This window comes from Methanosarcina sp. UBA5, assembly GCF_002505485.1.
Taxonomy (GTDB): domain Archaea; phylum Halobacteriota; class Methanosarcinia; order Methanosarcinales; family Methanosarcinaceae; genus Methanosarcina.
This window is the reverse complement of record NZ_DAVG01000008.1, coordinates 26076-44438: the sequence shown is the minus strand read 5'-3', so window position 1 is coordinate 44438 and position 18363 is coordinate 26076. Positions and strand designations below refer to the sequence as shown.

The following is an 18363-nucleotide window of genomic DNA, read 5'->3' as shown; positions in this document are numbered from 1 at the left end:
TTTAGACAGAGCGAGAATTTTGGAATTTGTAAAGAAATTTATATATCTCAAGGGTAATAAAGAGTTTAGATTTAAATTTATTATTGGAGAAGAAATATGTTTAAGGCAGCAATTAATGCAGAGCTTCTGAAAGACGCGGTTGCCGCACTAGCTGTAATTGTAGATGAAGTCAGATTCAAGATAAAACCGGAAGGTATTTCGGTAAAAGCTGTTGATCCTGCCAATGTTGCAATGGGAATTTTTGAGCTTGGATCATCCGCTTTTGACGAATATAACGCTGAAGAATGCGAAATAGGAGTCGACCTGAACAAGATTATGGACCTGCTGGGAATCGCGGATAAGAACGACACAGTCCGGATGGAACTTGAAGAAGGGAATCACAAACTCCTGATTGATGTCGGAGGGCTGTCTTATACACTTTCTCTTCTTGATCCTTCTACAATTCGGGCAGAACCAAGAGTTCCACAGCTTGAATTGCCTGCCAAAGTCGTCCTGAACGGTGCAGACCTCAGACGTGCTGTGAAAGCTGCCGAAAAAATAAGCGACCATATGCTAATGGGAGTTTCAGACAATACATTTTTTATGGAAGCAAAAGGCGATACCGACAAGGTCCGTTTGGAGATGGGCAGGGACCAGCTAATCGATCTGAAGGCAGGTGAAGCCTGTTCCCTTTTCTCTCTGGATTATCTGACCGATATAGTCAAACCCACAAACAAAATCAATGAAGTTACCCTTTCCCTTGGAAAAGACTTCCCAATACTCATAGATTTCGAAATTGCAAATGGTGCAGGAAGAATTTCTTACCTCCTGGCTCCAAGAATTGAGTCGGACTGAAATGGACGAAGAACATATCGCTCTTTACCCATTTGCTTCAGAAGTATCTGTTTATGTAGAAAGCCTTGGAGTCTCGTTAGAGAGTTTGCTTAATTCTTCAGCTCTTCGGAAATCTCGAGTTCGTGGGATGGAAAGAGTAATGCAATCCATCGAAGGAGAGATTGAAAAACCACTCATAAAAGATGAAAGCTGGCTTCTTTCCGAAACTCTCTCTTATCCTTTTGCTCAAATTCTAGTTGCTTGTTTGGATGACCAATTATTTACTAAGCGATACGCCCTTAAAGAAGCAGAAGCAGCCTCAAAATGGCTCGAAAAAGAAAGTACTGATTTTTTGCTTGAATTTGGGGAAGACTTTGGGATTCAAGCAGAAGCTGAAGAATTACAGTTCAGTATGCATTTTGCAGATTATATACGCTTCTCCTCTTCAATAAGGGAGCCTATATGGAAATTAACAAATCGGCAACTTAGGTCCGGAATGGTCGTAGTTGCGAAAAAAGACTTGGTAAGACTTCTTCAAGAAGCGATCAAAGAAAGGATAGAAAAATCATTTCCAGTCCCCAAAATTCCTTCTGAAGTTTCGAGTTTCTGCACCCCTTATGTTGCCGAAATAAAAGACAAGTTTGAGATCCACAAGAAAAAATTCGGAACAACGGACTTTGGTGAAGTGGAACCCGAACTCTTTCCTCCCTGCATATCCCATGCCCTTGCAAACGTACAGGGTGGAGTAAACCTCGCCCACTCTATGCGTTTTGCCATGACTTCCTTCCTGCTCAGCGTGGGAATGTCAGTGGACGAAATTCTCAACCTTTTCAATGTCTCTCCTGATTTTGACGCGGAAATAACCCTTTATCAGATAGAACATATTGCAGGCGCAACAGGAAATGTATACAAGCCTCCTGCATGCGACACCATGCGAACCTATGGCAACTGCATAGGAAAAGATAGGTTATGTGAAAAAATCAGTCATCCTCTGGCGTATTACGAGAAGAAAATATATCTGAAAAATAAAGAGAAGGAAAAGGAAAAAGAGAAGGAAGAAGGAAAGGAAAAACAAGAAGAAAAGGAAGGGGAGAAAGGGAAAGAAAGAAAAGAGGGAAAGGGAAGGAAAGAAAAGAAGGAAAGGTAAAAGAAGAAAAAGAAAGAATACAATAACCGGGTGAACCGCTAAAACACTAGCAATATCCTCAGCACTTATTCCTCAATATCCTTTAGTGCTCTGATGGCCTTTAATGGACGAATCCATAAAGTATGAAAAGCATAAAATTAGAATTATTATAATTATAGAAGTTATAACTATAAAAAGATTTATATTAAACATACTATTTTAATATTAGATATTAACTTGATTGACACAAAATCAATATCCCTTAAGGATAGCATCAAATTCGCGTGGGAGTTAAAAATTTGATGACATTTCCTGAAATTTTCTCGTATCCTGCATCGGAGGCTTTTAATGTCACTGGATCCTATTTGTAAAAATAGTTAACGATTTAGAGACATATTCGGCAGCTAATAAAAGCCTACCTGTTGATAGAATGAAGTCAGTAGAAGGCCCAATGCTCCCAAAGCAAAATTAGGGAAAAGCAGCCTCTGAGCAAATTGAAAATCGGTTTATCTTGACCATAAATTTGCCCTCTTGAACGCAAGCATTGAGCCTCAAACGTTGACCCGCAACCGTTGCGCCAGTTGATCTCGCCGCTTTTCGGGATAAGTTTTTCATTGCATCATTTTCGGTCAAGCCTTTTTCTAAAAGGGTTGTGATCACGCCGATAGGGTTTGGGGATAAGGTCCTCAAACTCAAGCATTGCCTCATGTTCGGTCAATCCTTTTCTCAAAAGGTTTGTAATCACATCCTCTGTTTGACCAGTAAAAAATTTGGGTAGGCCGTGAGCGACTTAAAATATAGCCTTTCTTACCCTTATTCAGCCCTCTTGAGCGAAGCGAAAAGGGCTCCGTCCTCCCGAGATGGGACTCGGGTGGCGGAACTCGGGGGCGGCAACGGGCGTAAGGGGAGATGAATATATATTTATCCCATTAACCTATTTGTATTATGCAGCAACCAACGGAATTTATCAGGATCATTCTATTTTTGAGGAACTTTCATGATCACAAAAGAAGATGTAGAACATATCGGCTGGCTTGCTCGCATTGATATCAGCGAACAGGAAACTGTCGAATACATGGAAAAACTTAATTCAGTGCTGGGGTACTTTGGACAGCTTGATGAACTGCCAACAGAAGATGTAGTTCCCACTTACCACGTGGCTGAGATTCATAACGTGTTCAGGGATGATGTGATGGAAGAATGCCTTCCGCAGGAAGTTGTTCTTGCAAACACCGAACACAAACAAGAAGGAGCCTTCAGGGTTCCGAAAATAGGCTGAGGAGGATTTTTAATGGCAAAATGGATGAGTGTTGCACAGGTAAAAGAGAAAATTGAGGAAAGCTCAGCCGAAGAAGTGACAGCTCAGTATCTCGAAGCTATAGGAAAGAGCAAAATTAACGGTTATGTAACTGTCTCTGAAAAAGCCCTTGAGCAGGCGAAGAAGATTGACGCCGAGGGGCACGATGGCCCTCTGGCAGGCGTGCCAATTGCAATAAAGGATAATATTTCCGTAGTCGGACTGCCAAACAGTTGTGGTTCGAAAATTCTGGAGAGCTATATCCCTCCATTCAATGCTCATGTTATCGAAAAGCTTCTCGCTGCAGGCGCCGTAATCTTGGGAAAGACCAATATGGATGAGTTTGCAATGGGTTCTTCTACGGAAACCAGCTACTTTGGACCGACTGCAAACCCCTGGGACCTTGAAAGAGTACCGGGTGGATCTTCCGGCGGCAGTGCAGCAGTCGTTGCAGCAGGAGAAGCTCCTTTTGCCCTCGGCTCGGATACAGGAGGATCTGTACGCTGCCCTGCGGCGTTCTGTGGTGTAGTTGGGCTTAAACCAACATATGGAGCAGTTTCAAGGTACGGAGTAGTGGCTTATGCAAACTCCCTTGAACAGGTTGGTCCTCTTGCAAACAATGTGGCAGACATTGCAGTGCTGATGGATGTTATAGCCGGCTACGACCGCAGAGATTCCACTTCAATTGACAGTAAAACCGAGTACCAGAAAGCTCTTGTTGAAGATGTAAAAGGGCTTAAAATCGGGGTTCCGAAGGAGTTTTTCGGGGAAGGCATCCATCCAGATGTTGAAAAAGCCGTGTGGAATGCCATACATAAATATGAAGATCTAGGAGTCTCCTGGGAAGAGGTTTCTATGCCTCACATAAAGTATGCCCTTGCTTCTTATTATATAATTGCAATGAGCGAAGCATCCTCAAACCTTGCAAGATTCGACGGAACACGTTACGGATATAGAGCTAGCGGCGAAAACTGGCATGCCATGGTTTCAAAGACACGAGCTGAAGGCTTTGGGGCAGAAGTGAAGAGAAGAATTCTCCTTGGAACCTATGCTCTTTCAGCAGGGTATCACGACAAGTATTATTTAAAAGCCCTGAAGGTCAGAACTCTTGTGAAGCAGGACTTTGACAGAGCTCTCTCGAAAGTTGATGTGCTTATGGCTCCAACTATGCCAAACCCTGCTTTTAAGATAGGAGAAAAGATCGAAGATCCGCTCACCCTTTACCTTTCGGACGTGAATACCTGCCCGATCAATCTTGCAGGCGTGCCCTCAATCTCCGTGCCCTGCGGCTTTACTGACGGCCTTCCGATAGGACTTCAGATAATGGGCAAGCCCTTTGACGAGCCTGCCGTGCTGCGTGCAGCATACACTTTCGAGCAGAATACTGACTATCACACAAAGAGACCTCCGGAGGTGGCATAAATGGTTTATGAAAATCCTGACGGGGTAAGAATCGGGCTTGAGATCCATATTCAGCTTAACAAGCTTAAAACCAAGATGTTTTGCGGTTGCTCTACAGACTATCACAATTCAGCCCCAAATACTCACACCTGTCCAATCTGCCTTGGCCTTCCGGGAACACTTCCAGTGTTGAACAAAAAAGCAGTAGAAGCCGCAATTAAAGTAGGGCTTGCCCTTGAAGGAAAGATTGCAGAAGAGACGCAGTTCCACAGAAAGAACTACTTTTATCCTGACCTTCCCAAAGGTTTCCAGATTACGCAGTATGATTTCCCAATTGTAAGCAATGGAAAAGTCGTAATTGAAGGAGAAGATGGAGAACATACGGTAGGGATCACAAGAGCCCACATGGAAGAAGATCCCGGTAAACTTGTTCATATAGGAAGTATAGAGAAGTCAAAAGGTGTACTTATAGATTATAACAGATCAGGTGTACCTCTGATTGAAACCGTTACAGAACCTGATATGCGCAGTCCCAAAGAAGCGAGAAGGTTCCTTGACAAATTCAGGAATATCCTTGAGTATCTGGATGTTTTTGACGGCAACCTGGAAGGGGCAATGCGTGTGGATGCAAATGTTTCAGTCCACTGGGGTACCCGTGTTGAGGTTAAGAACATCTCCTCGCATAAAGGAGTTGAAAGAGCTCTTCTCTATGAGATTATGCGCCAGAAGAATGTAATCCGGCGTGGAGGAAAAATCTTACAGGAAACTCGCCATTACGATGAAGGCCGAGGTGTAACGCTCTCGATGAGGACAAAAGAAGAAGCTGAGGACTACCGCTACTTCCGTGAACCCGATCTCATGCCTATGCGCATTACCGATTGGATTCCTGCAATTAAAGAGACTCTGCCTGAACTTCCGGATGCAAAACGTGCTCGTTTCATAGAGCAGTATGGAATTACGGATATGCATGCAAAGTCTCTTACGTCAAAGATCATGCTTGCTGATTTCTATGAAGACGTCTGTGCAAAAGGAGTTGACCCGAAGATTGCAGCTACATGGACAGCTGATGTTTTCCTTGGGGAATTAAATTACCGTGACCTTGAAATCTCTTCATATGACGGGAAGAAAATAGGTTTTATCCATGCAAAAGATCCAAGGATAAAGAATTCCATTAATGTTTCAGATATGGTAGAACTAGTTAACCTTTTTGCCGAAAGTAAAATCAGTGACCGGGCTGCCGTTGAAGTCATTCGAACTATGCTGGACACTGCGGAGGAAAAGACCCCATCCCAGATTATCGAAGAAAAGGGCCTTTTCAAAGCAGAAGATGACCTGGTGACTAAAGCGATTGCCGAAACAATCGCCGAAAATGAAGCTGCAGTAAAAGACTATCTTGGAGGTACGGAGAAATCCCTGAACTTCCTTGTGGGACAGGTTATGAAAAAGACAAAAGGTACGGCAGACGCAAAAACTACACGCGAACTGATAATTAAAGAGCTGAAAGGGTAACCCGACAGGGTTCACCTTTTTACTACATTTTAACTTATTTTGATTTTGTAATAAATAATTCAGTTGCTTTCATAATTTGGGCCTATTCTAACCTTGATTTACAATTAATTTTATAATACAGGTTCTTTTTTAAATTGATATCTAACTCAATCTTAAATTAATAAATCTCAGGCCTCCGATCTTCGATGATGGAACCAGTTTGCCTGATCTCTTTTACCTCTTCGAGATCGATTTCCCCGATTAGAACACATTCTTCCTTTCCGGCTTCTGCCAGAATCCGACCCCATCCGTCGGCAATAAAAGATCTGCCAGGATAAGTTGAGAATCTATCGTTTCCCGCTCTGTTACAGGCGATATGTAGCAGTTGGTTTTCAATTGCTCGAGAAAGGGACATAATGCGCCAGGGATATATATAAAAATCAGGCATGTCAGAAGCCGAAACCAGAAAATCTGCTCCTTCAAGGGCAAGTTTTCGGGAAACTTCCGGATATCGAAGTTCATTACAGACCATAAGTCCCATGGAGAGTCCATACTTCTTCAGCCGAATAGGATGTATATCTCCTCCAAGCGCAAAATATTCTTTTTCAAGACCGTAAAGCTGAGTTTTTCGATGGATGCCAACTAGCTTCCCGGATTCAATGCAGAATCCCAGATTGAACTGAGTAGGAATGTTCTTTTCACTACTGATTTCTGAGTCTTCTCTCTGCTCTATCATCGAGCCTGCAAGGACACACCTATGTTCATTTGAAAAATCGCATAAAGCCTCCAGGGTGGGACCTGAAGCAGGTTCAGCTACCTCAGCTATATGGTCGTAACAAAAACCAGTTGAGAAGACTTCTGGAAATGCAAGCAATTCAGCTTCTTTCGAAACCGCGTCTTCTGCCAGGGAGAGGGCACGCTCAAGGTTTTTCTGTTTTGAGCAAAGGGAGATATTCATCTGGATGCAGGCAGCTTTCATAGTTGTCACTCTTTCCTTTCACGAAGTATAAGTTTTTTTACTTCATAAAGTTACTCTATTTTAACAGTTAGATCGAAATTCCGATACAGGCTGGAAGAAACTTGAAAAGAAGGCAAATGAAGTTTTACAGGCGAAATACAATAGGCATGTAAACTTCAGTTCTATACAATTCTCCTTAAGCCGTGACGCATTGCTAAGGACAGATTGCTAAAAAGAGATTATGAGAGACTTCAACAGAAAAAGGCACAAGAGAACAGGCCAATCAGACGTCATCAGTAAATTACTCAATCTGTTTTTCTGGTCTCGCTGACCAAGCCTCCACGTTTTTTGAGTGAAATAGCTTATGGAGGAAATCAATGTTAATGCAACTTTTCCGGCTTTTTACAGTTTTATACAGGGATTGGAGGTTTTTGAGTTATGGGAGTTATTTTTGTTTGATTCTTAAAGGTTGTTCTGCTGGAGGCTTTTTTGAGTTTTTTACTATTTAACATATCGAGACTTTTTAGGGGTAATTAGGGGATCGAAACTTTTTAAGGCGTTATTACAGATTGTTTTCGAAAATTTTTTTGACCTGTTCAGTCATGTGTCTTTTTCAGTTTTATTCCTGGAGTTCAGCACTTTGTTGTCCGAGCAACCCCTAGGCTTTCCATGATTTCCATTTCAGCAGGAGTGATAAACATTCCGTTGCTTAACAAAAACCCGTGCAAAACGGATTTGTTAGAAGTCTCCTGAGTTGCTTCGTTCATTTTCTGAAACTCCTTTTATTTGGTTGTAGTCCATTGTTTAGCATTGTGACTACGGAATGTAATTACCGTGTGATGGTATAAATAAATATCTATAGGATTGAGTAAGTAAATTCAGAAAAGTTTGCACTCTGTATGCAGCTCAGATTTACCTCAAGTCCTTAAAAGAGATATTCAAACTAACAGGAAAAGTGTTTTCAGTTCTAGTCAAACTGAATCCGACAAAAAATTTTTATAACCGTTATTTAGAACAAGATATATGGTCATTCCTACAGCTAGACACTCTGAAACTGCAACTGTTAGGATCGATTATGAGAAGTGTAAGGCCTGCGGCCTCTGTGTTAAAGTCTGCAAAGGAGCACCTCTCTACCTTGAGAACGACAAAGTAAGGGTCGACCAAACCCGCTATTTCGGCTGCATTGGCTGCGGTCACTGTGCTGCAGTTTGCCCCACAGGAGCCATCACGGTCGAAGGAAGAGATATATCCCAGAGTTCTTTTATGGATATCCCAACGAAAGAAACCCAAGCCAGGTACGAAGAACTTATGGCTCTCATGCTTGCCAGGCGCAGCATCCGGGAATTCGAGGACAGGAAAGTTGAACAGGAAAAAATAGACAGGATACTGGCAGCAGCAAGTACGGCGCCCATGGGAATTCCACCTTCAGATGTTGAGGTCCTGGTTATAAACGGAAAAGAAAAAGTAAGGGAATTTTCCGATGACATGTTAGAGCTTATGAAAAGCCAGAAATGGATATTTTCAAAACCCGCACTTCTCCTGATGAGGCCTTTCATAAAGAGGGAAGAGTATGAAGTCCTTGATAAATTCCTGTATCCGGCGATTGAAATCTTTGAAGAACTCCGAAAAGAAGACATTGATTACCTGCTCTACGGAGCTCCCCTTGCCATGTACTTCCACGTCTCTCCTTATGCTGACCCAGCAGATCCTTTTATCACAGCCACCTATGCCATGCTTGCCGCCGAGACCCTGAACCTTGGAAGCTGCATGATAGGAACCATTGGCCCAATGCTGAAAAGTGGGGGCAAAGAAGTGAAAGAAAAGTATGGAATCAATATCCGAAACCAGCCGGGAATAGTAATCATTTTCGGTTACCCCGCAGTAAAGTACAGACGGGCTATCCGGAGAAACCTGGCGAAAGTCCATTATTATTGAAAGATAAGTTCCTCTGTTTCTTAAGCTTTCATTTAACTGCGTAAGTCCTATTAAAGAAAATCTTGTGCAGGATTTAATTGTTTTTGTAGTTCCCATTATCCTTGGAGGTGGAATTCATTTGTTTGATCACATAAGAGAAGAGGTAAAGCTCAGGAGTGGAAGGATAGAGAGGTATGGCAATGGGCTTGTGAGATTGGAGTATATAGTTAAGGAATAGAAACAAAAATAACAAACTATAAAAAGATACATACTCAAAGTTCTAAGCAGGAATAATATATTCTATTAAGTGTTCTAATGGCAGTTCCAGATTATCAATCCTTAATGCTTCCTTTGCTTAAATATGCAGGAGATGGTGAAGAGCATAAGATTCGCAACGCTATTGAGCATCTTGCGGAAGAGTTAAGATTAAGCGAAGAAGAAAAAAGAGAACTTTTACCAAGCGGCCAGCAAGCTGTAATTAATAACCAGGTTGGATGGGCACGTACTTACCTGAAAAAAGCTGGTTTGCTTGCTTCGGGAAGAAAAGGATATTTTTCAATTACCCAGAAAGGACAGGATGTTCTCAGAGAAAAACCTCCTTTCATTGATGTCAATTTTTTGAAACGATATAAAGAATTTAATGATTTTTATAACAAGGACAAGCCTACTTTAATCGCCAAACCAGAGATTCCAGAAATAAAAGGAAAAGAAGACCTAGATCCTGAAGAGTTCCTTGAGATCGCATATAAGGAGCTGCACAACGAACTCGTTTCAGAAGTTCTCTCTATCATAAAGAAATGTTCAACCAGCTTCTTTGAATCACTGGTTGTTGATGTCCTGACAAAAATTGGATATGGAGGGTCAAGAACAGATGCAGGAAGAGCAGCAGGTCGAAGTCACGATGGCGGAATCGATGGAATAATAAAGGAAGATAGGCTTGGAATAGATGTTATTTATATCCAGGCAAAACGCTGGGAAGGTACAGTCCCAAGACCCGAAATTCAGAAGTTTGCAGGAGCTCTGATAGGAAAGAAAGCAAAGAAAGGAGTCTTTATAACGACCTCTACTTTTTCAAGAGAAGCTATTGAATATGCTGATTTCACAGGAAACATTGTGTTGATTGACGGGGAAACGCTTGCAAGACTAATGATTGAATATAATGTGGGAGTTTCAAAAGCAAAGTCTTACGATGTTAAAAAGATTGATACGGATTATTTTGACGACGGGTTAACGTAACTATATATATTTTTTTCGTTTACTGAATCAGTCCATTCCAAAACTAATTTACCCTCAAATTAGTAAAGTTTCAGAACTATTTTCGTGATCAAAAAACGATTGATTATTTGGAATATGGGATTCGAAGAAGTAATTTTGAGTTTTAGAATCAGTTTTTCAATAAATACATATACTTGAAGCTGCAATAATAGTTTGAAATCAAACTAAATTATACTTAAAACGTGCAAATGTAAATATATCAAAAAAGAGATACTAGTTGTTAATGTAAGCTTTATAGGGGGAGATTCCAGAGGAAAAATATAATTTCTTGAATGAGATTTCCCAATTTGAGAATAAAATTTCTGTACAGTAGAATTTTAAAGTGATTCAAGATAAATAAGGAAATCGAAATAACACAAATGTGTTAACCTACACTTGCAGGAGAAAAAATATATATCTGTATTCAGTTTATATAAAACCGATTTTAATCTACTGGATTTATAAAAATAAGTTCAGAAATAAGAATCAAAGACCGAAAACCCAGACATTAGCCTGGGAGGACGTCGCGTGATAAGTCATGAAGAACATGCTTAAAACTACAGTTTTGCTTGCTGCCCTTACAGGTCTCCTGGTTTTGATAGGAAGCCACTGGGGCACGGGCGGAATGATTATTGCGTTCCTGTTTGCAATAATAATTAATTTTGGAAGTTACTGGTACAGCGACAAAATAGTACTCAAAATGTACAGGGCAAAGGAAGTTTCACCTGCGGAAGCTCCAAACCTGCATAGGATCGTCGATGGACTGGCTATGAGAGCAGGAATGCCAAAGCCCAAAGTGTATATCGTAGAGTCTGGAATGCCAAACGCCTTTGCAACCGGGAGAAACCCAGAGCATGCGGCTGTGGCTGCTACAACCGGAATACTTGAGCTGCTCTCTTATGAAGAAATGGAGGGCGTGCTGGCACACGAGCTGGCACATGTAAAGAACAGGGATACCCTGATAAGTGCTATAGCTGCAACCCTTGCAGGTGTTGTCACAATGCTGGCTAATATGGCGCAGTGGGCTGCAATTTTCGGCGGCTTCGGCGGTAGGGATAATGATGACAACGGTGGAATTATAGGCCTTATCGCGATGGCAATTTTAGCGCCTATCGCTGCAACTTTGATCCAGTTGGCAATCTCAAGGTCAAGAGAATATGCAGCCGATGCAGAAGGAGCCAGTATTTGCAGAAAACCCTGGGCTCTTGCCAATGCCCTTGAAAAACTCGAATACGGAAATTCTCACTACAGTCCGAAAGTTTCAGACGTGCAGGCAAAGGAAAGCAGCGCCCATATGTTTATTGTCAACCCATTAAAAGGAGGATCAATTCAGTCTCTCTTCAGCACTCACCCAGCAACCGATGAAAGGGTAAAGCGCCTTAGAGCAATGAGGTTCTGAGAACATTTTTCTCAAACCTTTATTCTTTTAATTATTTTATCCAGACTTTTTTCTTTAGTTTTTCAAGTTTTTAATTTTGATCCTTTTATCCAGATTTTAATTCAGTCTATACTCAACAGCTCATTCTTTTAATTTTTATTTGGTCTTTTTTTCCATATCCTTTTTGTCCGGAATTTTTTTAACTCAGGCATGATATATGCTATCAATATTCATTGTGGATTTTAAGTTATATCTGAGAGAAAGCACTTATAAAAGAAAGTGGTGAAAAAGAAAATGGAATAAATAACTACCTATGTAGAATACTGTACCATATTTTAGCTATAAAGTGTATCCGAAAAATCCTAAAAATTATAGACATTAATCAACTTTTGGATTTGAGATATTTCGGATCAGGATATTAATCGTGCATACTCTATCCTGATTTTATCGGGGAATTTTCAATGGAAGACAGATTTGAAATTGGCAGGATTGTCAGGGCAAAAACTATCTCTGATGCATGGTATCGCGGGCTTAACATCATCCGAAATCACGGGAAGGTTATAACGGATGAAAGAGGAAGCCAGATAAGGGAATTTATGGATTTGATGATCATAATTGAAGATCCCTACACTGACAGGATTCCGCACGAGACTGCCTGGAATGAAGAAAGGCTTGAAGAGTATGCAAAACAACTGATCTCGGGAGAAAACACACAGGACTTTGAATACACATACGGGCAACGCCTTCGGAACTGGCATGGAAAAGTGGATCAAATAGATTATGTGGTCGAAAAGTTGCAGGAAAATCCGACTTCTAGGCGAGCAATCGCGATTACCTGGATTCCTTCTGTGGATACGAAAGTTAATGAAGTTCCCTGTATGATGCTCGACGACTTTAAAATAAGAGATGGAAGGATACATCTCACAACTCTCTTCAGAAGCCACGATTTTGGAGGGGCCTATCCGGCAAACCTTTATGGGCTCTCGAAACTTCTCGAGTACGTGGCTGATAGGGTAGGAACAGAACCCGGAACGATCACAACTATCAGCATCTCAGCACATGTCTATGACCATGACTGGGATATGGTAGAAAATATCGTAAAAGGGGTGAACTGAGTTCTAAACTGAGTTCTAATAATATTCGAAATATTTAGGCCTTGTTTAAGTCATTAGCAGCATTGTAAAAAGTTATTCAGAAGCTAGAAGTAAGCACCTGAATCTCATAAAAAATCCAAATATAAAATAGAAGAGATCTGGTACACATGCGTGTTTCTATCGACAAATCCTCAATCAAAGGGGAAGTCTTTGCCCCACCTTCAAAGAGTTACACTCACAGGGCTATAACCCTGGCAGCTCTTTCAAAAGAATCAATAGTCAGGCGTCCCCTGATTTCGGCCGATACTCTTGCTACGATCCGGGCTTCCGAGATGTTTGGAGCCTCGGTTGAAAGGAGGGAAGACAGGCTTATTATCCATGGAATTAACGGGAAACCCAATGTCCCTGAGGATGTAATTGATGCTGCAAATTCGGGAACAACCCTTCGTTTCATGACTGCAGTAGCAGCGCTTACTGATGGAATTACAGTACTCACCGGAGACGCTTCCCTTCGTACCCGGCCAAATGGTCCTCTTCTTGAAGTTCTCAATAAATTGGGAGTAAAAGCCTGCTCTACTCGAGGAAATGAGAGAGCTCCGCTTGTGGTTAAAGGCGGAATTAAAGGGCAGGATGTGAGTATTGATGGTTCTATAAGTTCTCAGTTTATCTCAGCCCTTTTGATAACCTGTCCGCTTGCCGAAAATAGCACCATTCTTTCCATTAAAGGAAAACTTAAATCAAGACCTTACGTAGATGTAACCCTTGAAATGCTTGAACTGGCAGGTGTAAAAATCCATATCGATGACAGTAATGGTACCAGATTCATAATTCCCGGAAAACAGAAATATGATTTCAAAGATTTCACCGTTCCTGGTGACTTTTCCTCCGCATCCTATTTGCTTGCAGCAGCAGCCATGACAAGCGGATCTGAAGTTACAGTCAAAAACCTCTTTCCCTCAAAACAGGGGGATAAAGTAATTATTGAAACCTTGAGACAGATGGGAGCAGACATTACCTGGGATAAAGAAGCAGGTAGTGTGACCGTCAAAGGAGGAAGACAATTAAAGGCCATAACCTTTGACGCCGGGTCAACTCCTGACCTTGTCCCTACTGTTGCTGTCCTGGCTGCAGTTGCCGAAGGGACTAGCAGGATTGAAAATGCCGAGCATGTCCGATATAAGGAAACAGACCGCCTGCGAGCCCTTGCAAGCGAACTTCCGAAGCTTGGAGTAGACCTTAAAGAAGAAAGAGACAGCCTGACAATTACCGGCGGAAAACTGCATGGAGCGTCAGTGTATGGCTGGAATGACCACAGAATAGTTATGTCTCTTTCAATAGCAGGAATGGTTGCAGGAAATACAACAGTTGACACAACAGAGTCTGTATCGATTTCTTACCCGGGATTCTTTAAAGATATGTGCAGCCTTGGGGCAAAAATTGAAAAAATTTTAGAAGAATAAGTTGAAAATACAATCCAGATTTCTAAGTGCAGATTAGATACAGGTTAAATGCAGATTTTATTTAACTTTGAGAACTGATCATGAAAGAAATCCTTAGACTTTCAGTATTTTCTTTTTTGAATTAACCTTCAATCGATCAAAGAACTCACTTTACCTTCTAAAAGGATATGAACCAAAATTAAGGAATCATAAGAAGTGGTATAGTACTTATACAAAAAATCCATATTTAAGTATATGGAAACAAGGTGTAGGTGTGGAGATACGTGCATAAAGCCTCTTTCGAATGCACTAAAGGATATTGAATTATTTTACGAACCGTGCAGCGATTGTAAAACAAAGGAAATAAAGAAATTCTCTCCTCTAGCGGAACAGATTAACTTAGACGAAATAGATAACCATTTTGGAAGTTGTAAATGTGGTAAGAGACATCTCGATATTGTAATGTCTCATGTGCTAAAAGTAATGATCGATGAAGGAATAAAAGACAAAAAAGCTAATTTAAGGAATGCATGTGTTCCTCTTGTGACTCCTGGCTATCCAACTAATTCTATTCCCTATTTACCTAAGGATTCTTTAGTAATATTATCTAATGAAGTGGATAAAAAATGTGCTGAAACGATCATAAAGGAAGTTGAGGAAGTAAGAGGGGTTTTAAAGGGAGATATAAGAAAAACTGTGGGTATAAAAGATTCTGATTCCAACCCTCATGTATATGAACTTCTTGCTGGATGCGATTTGAGATGTGATATTATACAGACTCTTTACGGTGCTTTAGGAATATACAAATATCAACATGAAATTCATATAGAGTTTCCACAGGTAAAATCGCCCAAAATAAAGATACTTGAAAAAGCTTTAAAAGATCATGATAAGCCTACTGTTCTTGATTGTACGTGTGGTCCTGGAACTTTAGGAATAGCATGCCTTAAAGCCGGCGCACAAAAAGTTGTTTTTAATGATATATGGAATCCTGCAATAGAAATTACTTTGATTAACTTAGAAGCAAATGGCTTTCCAGTCAAACTTTCAGGCAGTGAAGAAAAATTAATAGCATCTGGAGACAAATTTGAAGTTTACAGTATGGATATAAGAAAATTAGCTAATTCATTGGACGAAAAATTTGATATTTGTATTATAGACACATTTCCTGATGTAGATACAAAAGAATTTGTGGAAGCAGCAGATAAATTAGGCAAAAAAATTGTCGTTATCTAAAGTAGAATAATACGAATTGAGAATGTATCAAATTTAGTCTTGTTATTTAATCTTTTGGAATACCTTATTGAAGACTCTACGCAGCCAAAGACCTTTTCTAGTGTATTGATTCCAAAATAAATCCATCTTAGACTGTTATTCCACCAGTATTACATCTCTTTCTTATTTTATGTTCCCACATAAATATAACTGATTTTCGTTAATTTGGTATATATATTGACTAATTCTTTCTATTATTCAGTTATTAAGTCGACTCTTATTCCTCTCAACACGCTTTTTCAATGACTCACCTTCAGCTTCATAGGTATATATGTTATGCCGTGCTCCGTAGTCTTTTCCCCCGTAACAACGAAGCCAAGTCTCTCATAAGCTATTACTGCATAAGGAGATGAATGTACTGAGAGAAATGAAACATTCGGTTGCTCTTCTTGTACTTTAATAATTGCTCTAGCTAGAAGCTCCCTAGCGATACCATGACCACGATAATCTACAAACAAAAGAGCTATCCTGTCAGGTGGCATAAATTCTATCATACCAACTATCTTCTCATATCGAAAGGCTAAGAATACAAAACTGCCTAATGCAGAACGTTCTGCCATAGACACAGGGTTTGCAAAGCGATAAAACTCTTTTATTCCTTCAGCATTAAAATCCGGTGCTACAAGCTTATCAAAGACTGTCCTGATCAAGGTACAGATATCTTTTTCTTCACCTGATTGCATGGTTCTATAATATATTCTTTCCATAACATTCTTTGAATGTTCCTTATTTCATTTATATTTGTTTTCTATGTAGCGAATTTAAGTATGGACAATCTAGCATTCGATTCCAAAATTAACCATCGATGGAAGAAGAATTCATTGATCAATGGACAAATTAAAAAGTTTAGGTTTGTGAGAGTATTTTGGAATCAAAGCACTAGTGTACTTTTTTGACCCATCTCAATTTACCATTATTGTTTTTACGCTCTTATTTTTCTTTTGCTTTTAAAATACTGGTACATTGAGCTTTATTCATTTCCTTGTGAGTTTTAGAAAAGAAAATAAAGAATTGTAGTTTCCATGAAATCATCAATTTCGTGAAAGAAAGTTCAAATTTATAATTTACACATAATATTGTTTTAAGACATCTTCTTAATTAAAATAAAGCTTCCTGAAAAACAGCAAGAGAAAACAAGGTGGAAAAAAGAGATAAAAAGTAGGCCAAAGGCCTACTCTGTTTTAATAAATTTTTGTTATTGAATTTACTTTGCTGGAATGACGAGGGATCTCTCACCAGCAGGCACGAACTCTCTCATGGCACCGCGGCCGAATTCTCTCCTGGGCTCAGCGAAGTTGAATGGCAGGAGATCGTCAGCGAAGCAGACCTTGATGAGTGGGTTGACGGTGAATGCGTCTCCACGGCCGGAGTGAGCTGCCTGAGCAATACCTGCGTATCCACCCTGGTGACCGACGTTCATTGCGTAGTTGGGGTAGTTTGGACCACGGAGTTCGTCTGGGAGACCTTCGTCGCCCTGGTAGGACAGAACGTTTGTGGCACCGCACTGGTCCTGCAGGTCGTATCCGAAGAATCCGAGTCTGCCCCATGCTTCCTTGTGCAGGTACATGGAGAGGTACCAGCCAGAAAGACCAGCGTTTGCGTTTGCGGTTGCGAGGGCAGTTGCGACACCGGCTGCGGCTGCGAGCACGGTTGCTCTCTGGGAACCACCGAAGTGATCTTCAAGGGCTGTCGGGAACTTCTCGTAGGTCTCGATACCGTAGAGTGTGGACTCTGTTGCGATGTCCTTTACGACGTCGAGGGTTGCCTTTACCTTGTTGTCCTTGCCGACATTTGCAGCACCGTTGTACTTGTCGTTGATATAGTCTACGTCATAGTACACGTTGTTGTCGAGGATATCATCGGTGTATGCAGCTGTTGCATACTGTGTGAATCCGACACCACCGGACATGTAGGATCCGAGCCAGATCTGGTCGTAGAGCATACAGCCTGCACCGACGACTTCAAGAGCGATCTTTGCTGGGTCTTCGGATGTGCGGCTTGTCTGGACGATGTCTGAGAGGTGACCGAAGGAAAGTCCACCGGGCTCGTTAGGTCCACGTGCACGCCTTGCTGGGAGCATTTCACCCATCGAAACGAGGGCTGCGTGCTTTGCAGCGAAAGACAGGTCAGCGACAGCTGCTTCACCGGCACACATTGCGTATGCGGAGATAAAGGACATACCGATCTGCATGGCTGCCCACCTGGAGGTCTGAGCACCATCTGTTGTTCTGGAGACAATTGTTGGGATGTGGATTGCCTGCCAGGATGTCTTGCCGATGGAGGCTTTAATCTGGGCTGCCTGTTCTTCTGGGAATTCCTTGTTGATGTCAATAAGGAACTGCTTGTCGATTTCGTCTGCAAGGGCGTCATCGCCTGTGAAGATTTTCACATAGCAGTCGTCAACAAGGGCAGGATGGGTTTCGACCATCATTTCCTGAACCACTGCTGCACCGGGCATGGCATGGTTAAGGACTTCAAGGTAGTGGTTGATGGTTTCAGGGGTAACTTCCTTACCCAACCTCTTCTCGAGAGTCTCGTGAGCCATGTCAAGACCGACAATACAGGTTCTCCTGATATCATCCCACATCTGCTGCATTGCAGCGTTGTTGACGTAGTGCAGGTCATCAGGTTCTGCAACAATGTCAGTACCAGATATGGTGTAAGGAGTAATTGCACGCTGACCGAGGGGAGCACCTGAGTGCATCATCGGGTTGTAGAATGCAATACCTCTCTTCTCAGCAATTTCCTTACCGGCTTTAATCATTTCGACCTTTCTGGGGTCCTGCTCAGGGCCTAACCTCAGGAACTTTTCAGTCTTGCCGGTGATGTCCCCACCAGTCTGCTTGTTTGAACCAAATTCCTGTGCGAATTTGACTTCCATATCTTTTTTGAATTTTGAGAAAATGTCTGCTGCCATTGTGGTCAC

Annotated in this window: 16 protein-coding genes; 12 read left to right on the top strand and 4 right to left on the bottom strand. The window is 41.4% G+C overall.

All coding sequences use genetic code 11. The annotated features are described in order from the left end of the window. Positions 1–96: 96 nt before the first annotated feature. The 5 genes from BP621_RS00575 to gatB all read left to right on the top strand — a co-directional run bounded on the left by BP621_RS00575 (position 97) and on the right by gatB (position 6146). Complete coding sequence (locus BP621_RS00575; protein WP_292387184.1) at positions 97–834, top strand: DNA polymerase sliding clamp; 738 nt, start codon at positions 97–99, stop codon at positions 832–834. Further along, positions 782–1960 carry a DNA primase regulatory subunit PriL gene (gene priL, locus BP621_RS00570; protein ID WP_349682030.1) on the top strand — a complete coding sequence of 393 codons (1179 nt, stop codon included), beginning with the start codon at positions 782–784 and terminating at the stop codon, positions 1958–1960. The genes BP621_RS00575 and priL overlap by 53 nt, the downstream gene beginning before the upstream one ends. 976 nt (positions 1961–2936) lie before the next feature. Continuing rightward, complete coding sequence (gatC, locus tag BP621_RS00565; protein WP_292387182.1) at positions 2937–3218, top strand: Asp-tRNA(Asn)/Glu-tRNA(Gln) amidotransferase subunit GatC; 282 nt, start codon at positions 2937–2939, stop codon at positions 3216–3218. A 12-nt stretch (positions 3219–3230) separates the two neighbouring features. Further along, on the top strand, positions 3231–4658 hold the full coding sequence (gene gatA / locus BP621_RS00560) for an Asp-tRNA(Asn)/Glu-tRNA(Gln) amidotransferase subunit GatA (protein WP_292387179.1): 1428 nt from the start codon (positions 3231–3233) through the stop codon (positions 4656–4658). Beyond that, positions 4659–6146: an Asp-tRNA(Asn)/Glu-tRNA(Gln) amidotransferase subunit GatB gene (gatB, locus tag BP621_RS00555; RefSeq protein ID WP_292387176.1), complete on the top strand. Its 1488-nt coding sequence runs from the start codon at positions 4659–4661 to the stop codon at positions 6144–6146. Between the two features lie 157 nt (positions 6147–6303). On the opposite strand, the gene BP621_RS00550 is transcribed toward gatB, so the two are convergent. Together BP621_RS00550 and BP621_RS00545 are read right to left on the bottom strand one after the other, a co-directional pair. After that, on the bottom strand, positions 6304–7104 hold the full coding sequence (locus BP621_RS00550) for a carbon-nitrogen hydrolase family protein (RefSeq protein WP_292387271.1): 801 nt from the start codon (positions 7102–7104) through the stop codon (positions 6304–6306). A 611-nt stretch (positions 7105–7715) separates the two neighbouring features. Next, positions 7716–7850, bottom strand: a complete 135-nt coding sequence (locus BP621_RS00545; RefSeq protein ID WP_292387174.1) for a hypothetical protein — start codon at positions 7848–7850, stop codon at positions 7716–7718. A 256-nt stretch (positions 7851–8106) separates the two neighbouring features. Between BP621_RS00545 and BP621_RS00540 the strand changes: the two genes are divergently transcribed. The 7 genes from BP621_RS00540 (at position 8107) to BP621_RS00510 (ending at position 15398) form a co-directional block, all read left to right on the top strand. Continuing rightward, positions 8107–9018, top strand: a complete 912-nt coding sequence (locus BP621_RS00540) for a nitroreductase family protein (RefSeq protein ID WP_292387172.1) — start codon at positions 8107–8109, stop codon at positions 9016–9018. Between the two features lie 13 nt (positions 9019–9031). Further along, the gene (locus BP621_RS00535) at positions 9032–9235 is read left to right on the top strand and encodes a dihydrofolate reductase family protein (RefSeq protein WP_349682031.1); all 204 of its coding nucleotides are present in this window, start codon (positions 9032–9034) and stop codon (positions 9233–9235) included. 77 nt (positions 9236–9312) lie between these two features. Beyond that, positions 9313–10233 carry a restriction endonuclease gene (locus tag BP621_RS00530; protein WP_292387169.1) on the top strand — a complete coding sequence of 307 codons (921 nt, stop codon included), beginning with the start codon at positions 9313–9315 and terminating at the stop codon, positions 10231–10233. Positions 10234–10789: 556 nt separating this feature from the next. Next, positions 10790–11650, top strand: a complete 861-nt coding sequence (gene htpX / locus BP621_RS00525) for a zinc metalloprotease HtpX (RefSeq protein ID WP_292387166.1) — start codon at positions 10790–10792, stop codon at positions 11648–11650. A 440-nt stretch (positions 11651–12090) separates the two neighbouring features. Then, positions 12091–12744, top strand: coding sequence for a thymidylate synthase (locus BP621_RS00520; RefSeq protein ID WP_292387163.1), 654 nt, complete (start codon positions 12091–12093; stop codon positions 12742–12744). A 146-nt stretch (positions 12745–12890) separates the two neighbouring features. Next, positions 12891–14183 carry a 3-phosphoshikimate 1-carboxyvinyltransferase gene (gene aroA, locus BP621_RS00515; RefSeq protein WP_292387161.1) on the top strand — a complete coding sequence of 431 codons (1293 nt, stop codon included), beginning with the start codon at positions 12891–12893 and terminating at the stop codon, positions 14181–14183. Between the two features lie 234 nt (positions 14184–14417). Beyond that, positions 14418–15398, top strand: coding sequence for a 50S ribosomal protein L11 methyltransferase (locus BP621_RS00510; RefSeq protein ID WP_292387158.1), 981 nt, complete (start codon positions 14418–14420; stop codon positions 15396–15398). Positions 15399–15676: 278 nt separating this feature from the next. Here BP621_RS00510 and BP621_RS00505 read toward each other — a convergent pair whose 3' ends face one another. Together BP621_RS00505 and mcrA are read right to left on the bottom strand one after the other, a co-directional pair. Next, positions 15677–16144 carry a GNAT family N-acetyltransferase gene (locus BP621_RS00505; protein ID WP_292387156.1) on the bottom strand — a complete coding sequence of 156 codons (468 nt, stop codon included), beginning with the start codon at positions 16142–16144 and terminating at the stop codon, positions 15677–15679. Positions 16145–16641: 497 nt separating this feature from the next. After that, complete coding sequence (gene mcrA, locus BP621_RS00500; RefSeq protein WP_292387154.1) at positions 16642–18354, bottom strand: coenzyme-B sulfoethylthiotransferase subunit alpha; 1713 nt, start codon at positions 18352–18354, stop codon at positions 16642–16644. Between the last annotated feature and the right edge of the window lie 9 nt (positions 18355–18363).

Bases quoted from the DNA above. Each gene is read 5' to 3' on its own strand.
- BP621_RS00575 (WP_292387184.1), top strand. From the start codon at position 97: ATGTTTAAGGCAGCAATTAATGCAGAGCTTCTGAAAGACGCGGTTGCC.
- priL (WP_349682030.1), top strand. From the start codon at position 782: ATGGTGCAGGAAGAATTTCTTACCTCCTGGCTCCAAGAATTGAGTCGG.
- gatC (WP_292387182.1), top strand. From the start codon at position 2,937: ATGATCACAAAAGAAGATGTAGAACATATCGGCTGGCTTGCTCGCATT.
- gatA (WP_292387179.1), top strand. From the start codon at position 3,231: ATGGCAAAATGGATGAGTGTTGCACAGGTAAAAGAGAAAATTGAGGAA.
- gatB (WP_292387176.1), top strand. From the start codon at position 4,659: ATGGTTTATGAAAATCCTGACGGGGTAAGAATCGGGCTTGAGATCCAT.
- BP621_RS00550 (WP_292387271.1), bottom strand. From the start codon at position 7,104: ATGAAAGCTGCCTGCATCCAGATGAATATCTCCCTTTGCTCAAAACAG.
- BP621_RS00545 (WP_292387174.1), bottom strand. From the start codon at position 7,850: ATGAACGAAGCAACTCAGGAGACTTCTAACAAATCCGTTTTGCACGGG.
- BP621_RS00540 (WP_292387172.1), top strand. From the start codon at position 8,107: ATGGTCATTCCTACAGCTAGACACTCTGAAACTGCAACTGTTAGGATC.
- BP621_RS00530 (WP_292387169.1), top strand. From the start codon at position 9,313: ATGGCAGTTCCAGATTATCAATCCTTAATGCTTCCTTTGCTTAAATAT.
- htpX (WP_292387166.1), top strand. From the start codon at position 10,790: ATGAAGAACATGCTTAAAACTACAGTTTTGCTTGCTGCCCTTACAGGT.
- BP621_RS00520 (WP_292387163.1), top strand. From the start codon at position 12,091: ATGGAAGACAGATTTGAAATTGGCAGGATTGTCAGGGCAAAAACTATC.
- aroA (WP_292387161.1), top strand. From the start codon at position 12,891: ATGCGTGTTTCTATCGACAAATCCTCAATCAAAGGGGAAGTCTTTGCC.
- BP621_RS00510 (WP_292387158.1), top strand. From the start codon at position 14,418: ATGGAAACAAGGTGTAGGTGTGGAGATACGTGCATAAAGCCTCTTTCG.
- BP621_RS00505 (WP_292387156.1), bottom strand. From the start codon at position 16,144: ATGGAAAGAATATATTATAGAACCATGCAATCAGGTGAAGAAAAAGAT.
- mcrA (WP_292387154.1), bottom strand. From the start codon at position 18,354: ATGGCAGCAGACATTTTCTCAAAATTCAAAAAAGATATGGAAGTCAAA.